Source organism: Marinobacter sp. (assembly GCF_041686475.1).
Classification (GTDB): domain Bacteria; phylum Pseudomonadota; class Gammaproteobacteria; order Pseudomonadales; family Oleiphilaceae; genus Marinobacter.
The window spans coordinates 1-14,996 of the sequence record NZ_JAWLDU010000044.1 but is presented as its reverse complement, the minus strand read 5'-3'; the positions used below and the strand labels follow the sequence as shown (position 1 = coordinate 14,996).

General features: G+C 55.9%; 13 protein-coding genes. 5 read left to right on the top strand and 8 right to left on the bottom strand.

Translation table 11 applies throughout. The features are described 5' to 3' along the window. Both ACESMB_RS10960 and ACESMB_RS10955 read left to right on the top strand, forming a co-directional pair. The coding region (locus tag ACESMB_RS10960) for a hypothetical protein (protein WP_372927321.1) at positions 1-480 on the top strand (480 nt) is incomplete at its 5' end. Between the two features lie 27 nt (positions 481-507). Beyond that, positions 508-1,146, top strand: a complete 639-nt coding sequence (locus ACESMB_RS10955; protein WP_372971541.1) for a hypothetical protein — start codon at positions 508-510, stop codon at positions 1,144-1,146. A gap of 36 nt (positions 1,147-1,182) precedes the next feature. Here ACESMB_RS10955 and ACESMB_RS10950 read toward each other — a convergent pair whose 3' ends face one another. Beyond that, positions 1,183-1,608 (bottom strand): potassium channel family protein, encoded by a 426-nt coding sequence (locus ACESMB_RS10950; protein WP_372927323.1) that lies wholly within the window; start codon positions 1,606-1,608, stop codon positions 1,183-1,185. 153 nt (positions 1,609-1,761) lie between these two features. Between ACESMB_RS10950 and ACESMB_RS10945 the strand changes: the two genes are divergently transcribed. Continuing rightward, a complete protein-coding gene (locus tag ACESMB_RS10945; RefSeq protein WP_372971540.1) occupies positions 1,762-2,685 on the top strand; it encodes a helix-turn-helix domain-containing protein in 924 nt (307 codons plus the stop codon). Positions 2,686-2,719: 34 nt separating this feature from the next. Here the strand turns inward: ACESMB_RS10945 and ACESMB_RS10940 are convergent, their stop codons facing one another. The 5 genes from ACESMB_RS10940 to ACESMB_RS10920 form a co-directional block, all read right to left on the bottom strand. Continuing rightward, positions 2,720-4,084: a YbaY family lipoprotein gene (locus ACESMB_RS10940; RefSeq protein WP_372971539.1), complete on the bottom strand. Its 1,365-nt coding sequence runs from the start codon at positions 4,082-4,084 to the stop codon at positions 2,720-2,722. 14 nt (positions 4,085-4,098) lie between these two features. Beyond that, positions 4,099-5,985: a glycine betaine ABC transporter substrate-binding protein gene (locus ACESMB_RS10935; protein WP_372971547.1), complete on the bottom strand. Its 1,887-nt coding sequence runs from the start codon at positions 5,983-5,985 to the stop codon at positions 4,099-4,101. 26 nt (positions 5,986-6,011) lie between these two features. Then, a complete protein-coding gene (locus ACESMB_RS10930; RefSeq protein ID WP_372971538.1) occupies positions 6,012-7,583 on the bottom strand; it encodes a BCCT family transporter in 1,572 nt (523 codons plus the stop codon). A 67-nt stretch (positions 7,584-7,650) separates the two neighbouring features. Further along, positions 7,651-8,205 (bottom strand): DUF4136 domain-containing protein, encoded by a 555-nt coding sequence (locus ACESMB_RS10925; protein ID WP_372971537.1) that lies wholly within the window; start codon positions 8,203-8,205, stop codon positions 7,651-7,653. Between the two features lie 112 nt (positions 8,206-8,317). Next, positions 8,318-10,804 (bottom strand): mechanosensitive ion channel family protein, encoded by a 2,487-nt coding sequence (locus ACESMB_RS10920; RefSeq protein ID WP_372971536.1) that lies wholly within the window; start codon positions 10,802-10,804, stop codon positions 8,318-8,320. A gap of 291 nt (positions 10,805-11,095) precedes the next feature. Between ACESMB_RS10920 and ACESMB_RS10915 the strand changes: the two genes are divergently transcribed. Further along, entirely contained in the window at positions 11,096-11,659 is a 564-nt protein-coding gene (locus tag ACESMB_RS10915; RefSeq protein ID WP_372971535.1) for a CIA30 family protein, read from the top strand. A gap of 42 nt (positions 11,660-11,701) precedes the next feature. On the opposite strand, the gene ACESMB_RS10910 is transcribed toward ACESMB_RS10915, so the two are convergent. Continuing rightward, a complete protein-coding gene (locus tag ACESMB_RS10910) occupies positions 11,702-13,318 on the bottom strand; it encodes a GMC family oxidoreductase (protein ID WP_372971534.1) in 1,617 nt (538 codons plus the stop codon). Between the two features lie 241 nt (positions 13,319-13,559). Here ACESMB_RS10910 and ACESMB_RS10905 point away from each other — a divergent pair, with 241 nt between their 5' ends. Beyond that, positions 13,560-14,234, top strand: a complete 675-nt coding sequence (locus ACESMB_RS10905) for a MarR family winged helix-turn-helix transcriptional regulator (protein ID WP_372971533.1) — start codon at positions 13,560-13,562, stop codon at positions 14,232-14,234. 46 nt (positions 14,235-14,280) lie between these two features. Here ACESMB_RS10905 and ACESMB_RS10900 read toward each other — a convergent pair whose 3' ends face one another. Then, positions 14,281-14,595 (bottom strand): DUF6522 family protein, encoded by a 315-nt coding sequence (locus ACESMB_RS10900; RefSeq protein ID WP_372971532.1) that lies wholly within the window; start codon positions 14,593-14,595, stop codon positions 14,281-14,283. Positions 14,596-14,996: the final 401 nt, after the last annotated feature.

Below are 14,996 nucleotides of genomic sequence, written 5' to 3'. Positions count from 1 at the left end.
GGACTTTCACTGACTGGATGTGCCGTTCAGGAAAACCTGCGCAGCGGCACCGATGATCCCTGTACCTCCATGAAAAATATCGTGGCTGACTACCCGAACGGCTTTGCGGAGTTCCGCAGAAGCGGCACGAATTTCAAATCAGTCACCATCTACCGTGCCAGGGAGGAGCTTATCAAGGGGCACTGCGAGGTCTGGGCCTGGGGCAACGGCGATTCTGCCTATGTCTGCACGGTTGGAGCGCCCAATCCGGAAGTTGCGGAGTCGCGCTATGAGCAGGCCGTGGAGCAGGTTGCCGGCTGTCTCGGCCAACAATGGGTACCGGAAGAGCGAGTCCGGGAGCGAAACGGCGCGGCGGCCGGTATGGCTACGGTGTTCCGACAGCAGGGCGAGCGCTCGCCATCGGTTTCAGTGCACCGGGTTGAAGACCGCTCGAGGCAATCAGTCTACCTCTACATTGGCAGCCCGGGTCGAAAGCTTTAATCGTTGAAAACAAAAAAGGACGTTCTGATGAAGAGTGTAATACGAACGGCAAACTGGCTTGCGTTCATCGTTGCGTTTGCAGCGCTTGCCGGCTGTTCTGCCGGCCCCGAGGTCAAAAGCATCAAGCAGGCCCCGGGCGGCATGCAGCCACCGGAGCATATATTGGTGCTGGCCATCAATTCCAAAGAGGCGAATCGGGCCGTAATGGAGTCCGCACTGGTAGCCCGCCTTCAGGCTTCGAACCTGAAAGCCACCAGCTATGGGGCGGCGCAGCAAATGCCCTGGGAGGATCCGCAGCAGCTCAGGGAGCGGATCAAGCAGCGGCTCCAGTCCGAGAATGCCGACCGTGTTCTGACAGTGTCACTGGTTCGCAAGAACCGTCAGGTCGAGCATATTCCCCAACACGCTGTCTTTAATCCGGTAACGGTGAGCTACGGCCCGCTGGCCTCGGCAACGTACATGGAAACCATGCTTGTCCCTGACACCTACAAAGAAACTACCGAATACATCCTGCGTACTACCCTCTTCGATGCCGACTCCGGAGACAGCCTGTGGCAGATGTTTTCCAGCACGATCGACCCCAAATCCCTGGAGGAAGCGGCCAAACAGTACGCAAAGGTGGTTGTCCGCCAACTCAATAAATCCTTTGACGAGGGCACACGCTGAAACGTGCTGCCCTGCGACACTTTCGCCCGCTTTAAATCAGTGTTGGCGGCTTAGAAATAAATGGGTCAGTACAGAGAAGAAGAACGCAGCGGAAAGGCTACACATGACAATGCCTGTAAGGCCCTCCACCGTTGCAATGATACGCCAGGGAGACGTCACCAGAACATCGCCATAACCAATGGTTGTATAGGTTACACCGGAAAAGTAAACGGCAGACTCGAAATCCGGTAGCGCACCACCCCAGAAATAGAAGCAGGCCCAAATCGTTATCTGGAGCGTGTGACTGATGAGCAGAATCCACACCAGCCTGACGAAAAGCCAGGTAAGGGGCCAGAAGAGAAAATAGCGGGAGGAGCCTGCCTTGCGCCCGGCCAGCCAGCGAATCGATAAGGCAAGAAACGTAGTGTGAATAAGCACCGTTGCGGCCACCAGACCAAACGCCAGTATCAGGGTAGACGTCATGGTTATTGCTCGCAGATTAAGCGCGCTGAATACATGAAAAACACGCGGTCCCTGTAAGTGAGAAGTACATCGGGCAGTTCGCCCGGCTTCAAGTCTATACCAAAGCGCTTTACCGCAAAATAACAACAGCAACTCGAATCGTGGAGGTCCCTATTGAACCCGCTGCTTCGGAGCCGTTACCGGGAGATCGAGCTGTTACAGCAGGCTCTGGGCCATATCTGGGACGTAGAAATCACCCGGTCTGCACCCGGGCCCATGGAAACAACCCTTGCGGCAACACGGGTTGATCACTGCCTGGTCTACAGATGCAGCTCCAATATACCGCTACTTTGCACAGGCGCCCGCTCCGATGCTCTCTGGACGATTTCTCCCATCACCAACAGTTGCTCAGGTGGCCGGTTCCGCGGTCTACAACTGAACGCTGGCCAGCTTCTTCTGCTCGACCCCGGTGGCGAGGTGTACCAGCAGGTGGCAGCGGACCAATGTCAAATGGCCATATCCATCCCCACCAGTCTGGTAGAACGCATCTGCCTCGCCGAATACGGCATGACCGCAGATGCGCTTTGGCCCAACTGGAACACAGGGATCAACGCCAAAGTGACCGCCCACATCGCCACGCTGATAGACCGCCTTTTATCGGACCCCTGGGCAGCAACGCGCTGGGGCATGGACTCTGAGGCCAACCTGGCCGGGCATATTATCTCGCTGGCCGTAACCGCCGGAGAGGGGCCTGCTCCCCGGCCCAGCCTGGCCCAACGGCGGCGCATCGTGCGAGTTGCCGAGGCGCTGATGCGCGGCCGGTTGAATAATCCTCCGTCCATTCTGGAACTTTGTGAGGCCACACACGTAAGCCGCAGGCGGCTTTTTTACGCCTTCAGGGAGCTTTTGGGGCGAACCCCCTCGGCCCACGCAAAGATTCTTCGGCTGCACGCCGCAAGGCGCCGGATTGTGCTGCGAAGCCACGATCGCTGCGTTCAGCAGGTCGCGACAGATCTCGGTTTTGGTCATCTCGGGCAGTTTGCGATTGACTACGCCCTCCTGTTCGGAGAGTCCCCCAGCAAGACCCGCCCGATCTGAAGAAGCCACCCTCCCGGGAAACCCGTCCGGCAACTTAGTAAAGCGCGACCCTCTCGAACCTCAACCGGACGTCACCAGAACCATCGAGCATCTCGAGATGCTGGCCAATAATCCGGTATGAACTGATATCGTTGAGAATATCGAGGAACTGTTGTGCCTGCTCCATGCCCTCAAGGCATGCTTTTCGTGTTGAAGCCAACCGGGAAAACGTCACCTCCGGGCCTTCCGTTTTATAAGACCCGGCAAGGGCGTTGCAGCCGTCGGAGCCGGCTACCCGCCCATCCTCATGGAAAACGAGGTGTGGTTCGCGCTGATTCTGCGCCCGCTGGACGCCCTCCGAGCCCAGTAAAGTCAGGCGCCAGTAGGTATTCTGCAATGTTGCCAGTTGAATGGGCGACGGGCAGGACTGTTCCGGCCAGACACCGATAAAACGCTCCGGAACGAGGGTGCGGACCGGGTCGGGACCTTCCATTGGCATGCGCTGGGCCAACTGGCCTTCCAGACTTATCATCATCTCTTCCCCGGGCTCCCCCTGGGCGTCAAGGTACGCCTCCTCCAGAGCACGATTATCACCTTCGGTAGCCACCGGCATTTCCAGGCCGGTCAGGCACTCACGGAAACGGCCAGCTCCGGCCAGATAGCGGTATTGGCCCCGAAGTAACAAGCGTGGTTCAAGCTCTTCAAATGTAGGTTGTCTGGCAAGGCTGTAGTTAAGTTCGGATTCGATGCGTTGACCATCCATGTCGAGCAGCCGCAACTCATCCGGGCCCAGCCTTTCAAAACGCTTCGGAGCTTCCCTTCCACCGTGCAGAATGACTTCCCGGCCATCCGATGAGTGGAGGTAGCGCCCGATATCGAAAATCGGTTCCCCGTCCCTGCCCCGGTAGACTTCCCGAAGCATATAGACGCCATCGGGCAGCAGGTTGAGATGCAGGTCGATGCCTGGGCCTGCGGAAGGTAAGGTTCCTGAAAACGTCGCTGGCAGACTGCTGGGTCTGTCCTTACCATCGTCACCCCGAACAGGCCGGAGCCGCAAAGTGGCATCGGACGGAAAGCCGCGGGTAATGACCTGATGGATTTCATCGGTCGCAAACAACAGCTTCTCACCATCATAAAGGCGGGCCGCCAGTCGATAGGTATGGCGCGGATCAATTTGCTCTTCGTCGTATTCGATCGTGAATGGGTAGGGCGGTTGGCCGGCCTCTCTGATCGTCACTTCCCCGATCCGCTTGGCTGGGGCATCGGCGATACTGATATCCTCCAACACAACTTCCAGCCGTGCCTCCGGTGGTGCGGCAATGCGTTCCAGATAAAGCGCTTCGCCAGTGACCCTGGCGGTTTCTGATTCAGGCGCCAGCGAAGCGCAGCCTGCCAACACAACAACTATAAAAACACTCAATAACACTTTCATAGTTAATTCGCCTTACGAGGTTTCATTATTACCAGAAATGCGATCCAGACCAGTAACGCAATCGCGAAAACCGAAAGAAAAGATGCTGCTGGTGAGGGGTTCAGGGCTTCCGGCGGCTTTGGCAAGCGCGGTGCCAGAGCCCGTGCCTGGGGCAGAACCGGGTAGATCGCCTCGGGTTTTCCGGTCGCTGAATTGATGCGCTCGACGACCTGGTCGGTCAAGGGCAGCGCCCGTGGAACGAAGCTTGCTGCGGGCCCCTGGGAAGCGAGACGAACTTCGTCCACATTGGCAGGGCCTGCCAACACCAGTTGAGTGGCGAGGGTTTCTACAGGTCGTATAAATCCAGCCAGTTCTGCATCATCACGCTGGCCAGCGACGAACCGTGCATAATCGGATGGTTTAATCCGAGCAGGCTGCAGATAAGGGAAAACAATGCGGTTGTTACTCTGGACCCAGTTGTCCACCTCGATCAGAGAAAGGCCACGTTGGAGCAACGCCAGCGCCGAAGAATTCCCGATGGGCTGCATCAAAATGGCGACATCGGCACCGCTTTCGAGCAATGCATCAGCCAATGCGCCGGGTGTATCACCACTGACCGGCTTGAGCTCGGCGCTCAGTTCCAGGCCGTTGATGAGAGACTCTGCCGCCCGAAAACCGCTCGATCCCACCGGGCCGGTCGCGATGGAGGCTGCACCCGTGAGTGTGTCAATGTCTGGATTTAACGCAAAGGCATGCAAGAAACTTGTGCCGACCAGGGCAACGGTTTCGAAGCCCTGGCGCAAAGACGGCTGGCCAGTAGCAGGATCCACCGAGCCGGGAGAGAAGAAAGCGGGGGCACTCACAAGTGCCAGACGAACGCTCCCATCGGCGACAGCACCGAGTGGATCGGGTGAACGCACCAGGTTGACGTTGCTGGTCGGGAACGACCTTCTCAGCTGTCGTAACACGGTTCCAGCCTCGCCATCCGCGTTTGCAGAAAGTGACACCGCGAGACTCAGAGCCTGCCGGTCCTTCGCGCCAAGTTCACCGTCGATCAGACCCAGGCGAATCAACTCGCCCCGTACCACTTCTCTCGGATCTTCGCCGCGTAACGAGACCCGCCTGCTCAGCGCCTTGATTTGCGCATCCCCAATCGCCCCCTCCAGTTTCGCGAGAATGTTTTCCAGCGCCGGGTAGCGTTGCAAAACGTCCTCACGGTAGACGATGGCCGCATCATGACGTGGAAAAAACTCATGGTCGTCTTCGAGCATATGGAGATCGAAAATCTCGATCCGGGGGTCGGCTGAGTGAATCTGCGCAATATCAATCTCACCGTCCATAAGTTTCTCGGAGAGTTCGCTTCGTTCCCCGGTCGGAACCTCAAGAATCCCATTGAAATCCATGCCGTTGCGACGGATAAGTGGCCCCAGACCGTCAACCGGACGTTCACGGAATTCACTGTCGACACCGAGGGTCAGACGGTTGGAGTGCTTTGCAAGATCGGAATAACTGCGAATACCCAGCGCACGGGCTCTCTCGCGAAGCATGACCAGCCCGGGCCTGCTTTCAAAGCCCAGCGGTTCACTCCATGACAGTCCCAGCGGCGAATAGCGATTGCGCAGCAGTCCTATCGCAGAACCCGAATCGGCATCGGGTGGTTGCGCCAGGCCCAGTAGCGCAAGCCCGGAGCCCGTGTACTCGGGATAAAGATCGATTTCACCGCGTTTCAGCGCCTCCATTGTAATCCGGCTGCCGCCCAGCCCGATCCGCCGCTGGACCGGAATACCCTCGGCCTCGGCCAGCTCTGCAATGAGTTCTGCAACAATCCGGTCCTCCGGTGACTGCTTGCCGCCAATCTGAAGCGGCTCCCGATTGATCCCGCAGCCAACGAGGAGAAAAGCCAGAACCACGATGGATAAGATGCTTCGGTTAATGATCACGACGACGCTCCTTTATTCTCCATCGGGCCTGTCTTTGATGAGACATCGCCATTCGCAACGGTTTTGGGACGTTCGGCGCGGATGGCCCTCAGAAAGCCGGCGATCTGCAGCAGCAGCACGACCGAGAACGGAATAGCACCAGTGACTGCCATCGCCTTTGCGACCTCTACCGAGCCACTGAACAGGGTTGCCACAGTCAGTATGGCGACCAGCGTACCCCACACCAGCTTATAGCTAAGCGGCGGGTTTAGCTGGCCATCGCTGGTCATCATCGAAAGTACGAAACTGCCCGAATCTGCAGAGGTCACCAGGAAAATGAATATCAGGAATAATGCGACGAAGCCCAGCACCTGCCCGAGCGGAAAGAAGTCAAGAAAGACAAAAAAGGCCCTACTGACATCCTGCGACACCAGCTCGGCGATGCCACCGCCGCCGAACATTTCGATGAAGATACCTGCCCCACCCAGCACAGCGAACCAGAATAACGAGAACAGGGTCGGCACGATAATCACGCCTGCACAGAATTCACGAATGGTACGCCCGCGGCTGATGCGTGCGATGAAGATCCCGACGAACGGCCCCCAGGCCAGCCACCAGATCATGTAAGTAAGCGTCCAGCTTCCTGTCCAGTCCTGCAACCCTTCAAACGGCATCAGGTGAAACGCCATTCCCGGCAACTGGGTGAGGTAGGTGCCGATCGAATCAACGAGGGTCTCGAAGATGAAAGCCGTCGGCCCCAGCACCGCAATGTAGATCACCATGAGTACCGCAACCGCCATATTGATGTTGGACAAAAGCTTGATACCGCGATCGACCCCGACCGAGGTCGAAGTCATGTAAGTGGCGTACATGACGAACATGACCAACAGTGACATGCTGAAATTCAGCGGCGTACCCAGCAGCTCACCAAGGCCGGCACGGATCTGCAAAGTCCCCATGGTCAGAGACCCGGCAAGGCCAAAGACCACCGCAAATACACCGAGAACGTTGGCGACCTGGCCCAGACGCTCGCCGCCAGCGCCGGGAAAAAGCGACTGGATCGGTGTCGAAATGAGGGGCTTTTTCTTTTTACGAAACGTAAAATAAGCGATCACCATCGCGCAGACGCCATAGATGGACCAGGCGTGCAGACCCCAATGCAGATTGGTCAGCTTGAACGCGGCTCGGGCCGCCTCGGCGGTCTCGCCTGTCATGCCGGGCGGGTCGCGGAAGTGGTAAAGCGGTTCCGCAACACCCCAGAAAATCAGGCCGGCGCCCATGCCGCCGGCGAAAAGCATGGCGATCCAAGACACGGTTGAAAATTCGGGCTCCTCGTCGTCATCGCCGAGCTTGACACTGCCATAAGGTCCCAATGCCAGATAAGCCGCCAGAATGAGAAAACCGGTACTGATCAGCAGCCAGTACCAACCGATGCTGGTCAGCATGAAGGTGGTGAAACCCAGCGAGGTGCCGCTCATGCCTTCAGGATCGATCAGCCCCCATCCGCCAAAGGCAGCAACAAGGATCAGCGAGACCACGAAAACGCGGTTCGGGACAAAGGTCTTGGAAGCGTTTGCGGGATTAGTCACGACGTCACTCCTGGTTCAAGCCCGATCTGCGCCTGTTCACGATTATTAAAGGTAATTTCCTCAAGGCTCATGGGAACTGCTCAAAGATCTTCACAACGATTTCGTCAATGACCTGCGCAGCATCGCGCCGGGTCTTTTCGGTGACCCGATTGCGCGCAGTGCCCTCCCAAACCATCATCTGGTCCCCGGCGTCGATGAGGTCGATGGTCAGTGTTCCCTCGGAATATTGCATGACCTCCGTGCGTGTCGCATAGCTGGGCCATGCGGAATAGAACCCGTAACGGTAATCCCAGTAGGTCGGCCCGATGAAAGGGTCAGCAACCTCGCGGATCCTGACTTTCTCATCCAGGTGCGTGTGTGCATTGACTAACATGTCCGCCTGCGCGGGGTCCTCAATGTACTCGAGCCCCAGCATCTCCAGTTCGCGACGGATTGAAAAGATCAACTGGCGAGAGATCAGTGAGGCGTATCCGGCTCTGTCAGTTCCCAGCGGTTGGACGAACGCAAAGGTTCCGTAGTCGGAGAAATCCACCTCCGGCGCCTGCGATGTTTCGATTCGTGGGCTGCTGGCACAGGCTGTCAGAAACAGCACAGCCAGAAGTACAAAAATATTTTTGTTCATTATCACTTTGCTACCTCTGTAAGAAATGTACTGCTTTGATCCTTAAAGAAACTCCGATACACAGGCTCTGGTCTTTACGAGTATTTTTTGTCGAATCCACGTTTCGGGATGTTCAGTCATTGGTTTTATCACGCCGACCGGACACGATTGAGCCTTCCGGGGGGAAATCAAGAGAGTCCAGAAGCTCTTTTCGGGTTTTGTCGTCAAATTCCGGGAAGGGTAACTTTTGACCATTGCGCAACTCACGCATGATGGCTTCGATCCGGGAAGCACGCTCGCCATCCATACCTGAGTCTCTTGCGAGGTAATTGATGGTGGAGGGGAATGCGAAAGTTGTACCTGACTCCTCGACAATATCGATCAAGCGCAGGAAAATATCTTCTCGTATACTGAAAAATTCGCTGAAGTCGTTGGTTTTAATGTAGGCGAATATTTCGATGTCCACCGAGTGATTGCCGAAACCGGCGAATCTGGCCCGTGCGGGTTCCGGCGCCACCATTGGATGTTGCAGTAACAACTTGCGGGTTTCCGCCAGCAGCCAGCGTATTTGGTCCGGCTTCGTCTCATAGCGAAAACCGATTCTGGACTGCAGCAACATCTGATTGCGACGGGTAAGATTTTCGATGTTCAGGTTCACAAATTCTGCATTGGGCACGGTGATGATCGACTGATCAAGAGAACGGATTTTCACCGAGCGCAGACCTATACCCTCGACCACCCCCATATAATCGCCGAAAGTGCAGAAATCACCGACCTCTACCGGCTTGTCGGCATAAAGGGTAATGCCGCCGATCAGGTTTTCCAGCGTGCTGCGCGCCGCCAGCGCGACGGCGAGGCCGCCGATGCCAAGGCCGGCGATGACCCCCTCGTATGGAATTGACAGGATCTCGGCAAGAAACAGGATGGCGCCAATAATGACGGCCAGTTTGGCCAGTGACGTCACCAGAGAGCGCAGAATTTCGTTGCGGAAACCGAGGTAGCTTCGTGCATGGTTATCCAGCGTTTCGCTTATTCTGTCTACCAAGTGATAGGCAAGCCACCCGCCCGCAATGGAAAGCGTGACCCCGATGAAAACGCGCAGTGGTATATCTGCTTCCTGCGGGAGCCCCAGAGTGCCAAGAGCCAGTAAACCACAACCGGCAATGAGGATCAGGCGCAATGGCCACAGGAAGCGAACCCCTGGAGCGAGGGTCTGGTCTTCCGTATTTCTGTTAAGCCCGAAAATTGTTGCCAACAACCAGGCGCAGGCCCAACTCACAGGTATACTGAACAGTAGTGACAGCGCCAGGGCGAGCCATTGCCATAATTCCATGCCGGCCCCGGTCTCCTGAAGCAACCCTCGGTGAATAGAACGGGCACGATTACGGATTTCAAAAAACGGTGTCGACTTCCACTGTCGTTCGGCTTCTGCCAACGGCATATCTTCCATTGCAATGAACAATTGGCGAGCGCTGGCTACGGTTTCGGCATTGAATTGCCAAAGCACCGACCCGTCCTCCTGCAGAACCGGTTCCATGACAACGGTTCCGGAGGGATGGACGAAGTGATTGTATGCCGCCTGTCTAACCGGGTTATCGGGAATTTCCTGACGTAAGGGCAGGCCAATGCGATGAAGAACGCCGATAAGATACTCGCCGAGCAGGAGGCCTTCATCTTCGCGCACGGCGCCGGCAATTTTCGACAGATCCATGGTCCTCAGAAAAAGCTCCCGGTCGCCGCGCCGGGCATTATCCCACTGTTCGAGGAAAGTGCGCATGGTATCCCGCGGCGACGCCAGTTCATGGTGTTGGTGCGGGTGTGGCACCTCCCCGCCGCGATTCTCGAGCAGTAGATCGAGAGAGGCCTGCATATCTGCTTTAGCGGGGACAACAATTTGCCACGATCGTGGGCCCGCATCACCGGACTCTTCTCTGGTGCGCAGCCTGAGTGTATAGGAAAGGTTAGTGCCTGCCTGATTGAGGTTGACCGTGTATTCACCTGGTCTGACCGAATCCTCTTCCGGATTCAGTTCCGATAGCCTTAGGGTGAGGCGGTCAAGAATCTGGAATAAAAGGCGCGCAAGGTCGATGCGATCGTATAGGGTCAGGGGCTCATCGAACGCTGAAAAGTCTAACAGCGGCAACACAACGCCAAGCCGATCGCTGCGTCCTTCCCCTGCGCGGTTTCCGGCTTTGAGAAACGACAACAGGGTTTGATCTGCGCTGGAATTATCAAGAGCCCCGAACAGTGTTTCCTGGATCTTTGTGTCCGAACGGACACCTGTCCACCACTCTCCGGTTCCGAACCGGCCCATGAAGCTTTGCTGGTCCGGGGACATCACGAAAGTGAGCTCGCCCTGGCCTGCCGTATCGGACCAGGTGCCGGATAACTCATTGCCTTCAATTCGACCCTCGACCTCGCCGTCGAAACCGGGGTAGGTGCCTACAACCCGTTTACCATCCTGCTGGAGCTCCATAACCGCGCCACCGCCACGCCACTGGGTGTCCCAGACCCCGGTCCAGTCCGGGCGCTCAGTGGCTGTCGCTGTTTTGGGCCACGCAATCAGCCCTAACAGCAACGCGAACAGGAAGATGAGCATACAGGCTGGACGGATACGCAATACCACCGGGCCAGTGCAATGGCGGCCACATGCAAGGGTGGAAGACGACAGGAGACATTGAAGTGCAAAGGGGGCCATAGGGTTCAGTCAGTGCTCTAAACAGAACATAACTGGAGTATAAAGACGCCGCACTCTTAAATAAGTCGAAAAAGTGCAAATTTCAGGTCAGGGCGAACATTAGGGCTTCTCCTGACCAAAAGCACGGGCGCTTCAATAACTTTTCACAGGCCGGGTCGCAAACATTCTGTCAATGTAATATCGTTACGCTGAATTTTCTGAACTGGCCAGACAATGACCACATCCACCAATATCAGCGATCCCAATCAGAATCGGCGCCAGACACTGGTCAGCTTTGGCGACCTTGACCAGGCATTGAACTGGGAATCTCTTGGCGACAGCGTGATGGGCGGGAAGTCTGACGGCACCGTTGTCAGTTCCGAAAAAGGATATGGCCAATTCCGTGGCACAGTACGGCTGGATAACGGCGGTGGCTTTGCTTCCGCCAAAGCAGACTTGCCGATTCCCACTGATGCATCAGGCTACCTGGGCATCGAACTGCTCGCCCGGGGCGATGGTAAAACCTACAAAATCGGACTCCGAAACAGCACCGATCGGCGCAGCATCGTCTACCAGCACAGCTTTACACCGAAAACCAGGCAATGGAGCCGCATACAACTTCCTTTCGAAGACTTTGTTCCCACCTGGCGAGGCAAAACCGTGACCAACGCAGAGCCGTTGAACATACGGCACCTGGCATCAGTCAGTCTCTTCCTTTCAGGGCGGCAAGCTGGTGAGTTTACACTGACCATGCAGGACTGGGTTCTGCTCAAAACCGAAACTGCCCCCGAAGAATGAGGGGCAATCCGCCCGGGTGTCGCAAGCTCCGAAAGCACCGGGTTAAGCGCGGCCGGCTTTAATAACGTCAGCAATTTTCTCTGCGATCATGATTGTTGGTGCGTTGGTATTTCCACCAATCAGGGTTGGCATCACCGAGGCGTCTACCACACGCAGACCTTCAAGCCCTCTTACCTTCAGTTCCGAATCAACCACGGCCATATCATCAACGCCCATCTTGCAGGTGCCCACAGGGTGATAAATCGTATCGGCCCGGGCGCGGATATGCCGGGCCCACTCCTCATCGTTCATATCATCGTGAATGCCAAATAATTCTGATTGGCGATACCGGGCCAGTGCAGGCGCTTCCATAATATCGCGGGTAATCTTCGCGCCCCTGATAGTGAGATCCAGATCGTCGTGATCAGACAGGTACTTCGGGTCAATAGCAGGTTCAGCCATGGGGTCGGCGCTACGCAGGAAAACACGCCCGCGGGATTTTGGTCGCAGATTGCATACGTGGCAGCTGAAGCCGTGCCCCCAGTGCAGCTTGCGAGCGTGATCCTCGACAATGGAAACAACGAAATGCAGTTGCAGATCCGGCTTGTCCAGATCCGGATCAGATTTCAGAAACGCGGCTCCCTCCGCAAAGGGGGAGGCTATCATGCCGGTTCCGTCCTTCCGCCACTGCAGGGTGTGGCCAAGCATGTTTTTAATGCCAGCCAGGCTGAAACCGAAATTATCGGTATCGTCACTTTTATAAGCCAGAATAAAATCCAGATGGTCCTGCAGGTTCTGACCGACACCCGACAGCTCGTGAACCATGGAAATGCCGTGGGGCGTTATGTCTTCTGGACGGCCAATGCCCGACAGCTGAAGCAATTGGGGAGACCCAAAGGCACCACTGGCAACAATAACTTCCTGATGGGCCGAGGCATTATGCGTCTGTCCTTTGCGACGGTATTCAACACCGACAGCACGCTTACCCTCACAAACGATGCGGGTAGCTCGTGCGCCGGTCACAACTTTCAGGTTATCCCGTTGCCCCATGACCGGATAGAGATACGCCGCGGCGGTCGAACAGCGTTCACCGTTACGTTCTTTGTCATGGAACTGAGTTACTTCATAAAGGCCGACGCCTTCGTTATCACCGGAGTTGAAGTCATCAGTCGCTGGATAACCCCGCTCTTTGGCAGCTTCAACAAAAGCTTCCGAGATGGGCCTTGGCGATCTCTGCCTGGCAACATGGAGAGGGCCGTCGGCGCCGTGAATTTCATCAGCACCGTTCTCATGGCATTCAGCTTTGCGGAAGTAAGGCAACACCTCGTCCCAGCTCCAACCCTGGCACCCGAGTTCGGCCCAGCCATCGTAATCTTCCCGGTGCCCCCGCACATAAAGCATGGCGTTGATCAGGCTGGAACCACCCAAACCGCGGCCCCGCGGCTGAAATCCCTGGCGGCCATCAAGTCCGGGCTGCTTTTCAGTTTTGAACGCCCAGTTATTGATTTTTCCCTTGCCAGGCATCAGTGCCACTACACCCGCTGGCGCGCGGACCAGCACGTGATCTCCCCTACCACCTGCCTCAAGCAGGCAGACGCTTATTGCAGGGTCTTCGGTTAATCGCGCAGCTAATACCGCGCCAGCTGAACCGCCACCGACAATCACGTAGTCAAAAATCATGAATCCCTCTTCTGTGTTTGTTGTTCTGATAGAACGGCGCTTTTTCAATAGAGGTGCTTGCGCGCGCTAAGTATTCATCACCCGGGATTTCGGCGGGAGTTTTTCACCCGCCGGGCACGGCCGAGCTCGTCTTTCAGGAAGGCGCCGACGGCTTTGAGGATTCCCAGATCCGGATCGGCGTCTTCGTCATCTGTCAGCCGGAAAATCTGCTGATAGTGGTTGAATCATTAGTTTCCAAATCATGGTGCTAATTCAGGAGGCATGCAATGGCCGGCGGGGCATAGCTGTTGTCGACGCGCTGCTGGTCATACAACAAACGTTTGTCAATTTAATAGTGAAGCGCTATCATTTCTGTATGACAAACTCCCCAGAACGCATTGCTGATTTATTGGTCCACCTCGCACGTCGCTCGGTGCAGTGCTCTGCATCAGAACTGACAAGCGCACAATGGGCGGCATTGCGATTTTTTGCTCATGCGAACCGCTTCTCGCGTCAGCCTTCAGCGTTTGCCAGTTACCACGGAACCACCCGAGGCACGGCCTCTCAAACTGTAAAATCCCTGGTAAAACTGGGCTATCTGGAACGCAGCCGTGGCCTGAGCGATCGCAGGAGCGCAGTGTTCGACGTTACCCAGACCGGGATGAAAGCCCTGGAAGCCGACCCCCTAAGGGTCCTGGTTCAGTCGCTTGATGAATTACCCGAAGATAAGCGCACAGCTTTATGTGACGCACTATTGATACTTAATAAAGGCACTGAGGAGCCTGAGGAAGGTGACGAAGAGGTTCATTTCGGAACCTGCTCAAGCTGCAAATATTTTCTGCAAAATGGACAAGACGCTGGCTATTGCAGCCAATCCTCAGCAGTCTTGGATCTTTATGAAACCGATAAGCTTTGCTGCCGGTTCTCGAGTGTCTGATGTGAAAAGGTTCGATTGCCTGCGGACTATTCGTAGCCTTTCTGCTTTATTTCCGGACATCGAATAATTGCATCAGAGACGGTTTAACGGGACGCACGTCCGGTGCAGGCGGGGTTGTTTCATAAAGCTGGCCGTCACGTTCCCGCATCATTGAGAATTGCTGGTCTGAGTACCGGAACGTGAGCCTCGTTCTCCCATCGTCCTCGCCCTCACCCCGCTCAACCAGAGTAGACACACTGCCAGCACTCATAGCCTCCCTTAGTGACGTCACTGACATATCAAAAAGAGAAGCAAGTAATTCGGCATCAACAACAATGTCAGTCTCGTGGAACTGGATGCAATCAGCGGGGAATGTTTTCACCGGTTATCTCCCTTGGCAGTGCAATCAAAATTCGGACCTGAAAAGCACAGAAACCTCGTCTACGACTATCTTGCATCGGGCCGTCGAGCCAGAATGCCAACATAACCACCAGATTCATAACCATCCCGAGGCTGCTCGACGTATTCGCCTGCCAGACACGCGCAAACATCTGATCCTGATCGGTAGCGTATCGATATTACATTGACATATCCACCCACGGCAAATAGTATCGTATCGACACTATGATATAGAACGAACCTTTAGCAGTGCAGCCCCTGTTATAAAAAGGTATGGAGTAATAGCATGGCGACCACCGACAAAGAGGTGAACGAGCTGATCAAACGGGAATACGAACACGGATTCGTAACAGACATCGAATCCGACACCTTCGAGCCCGGCCT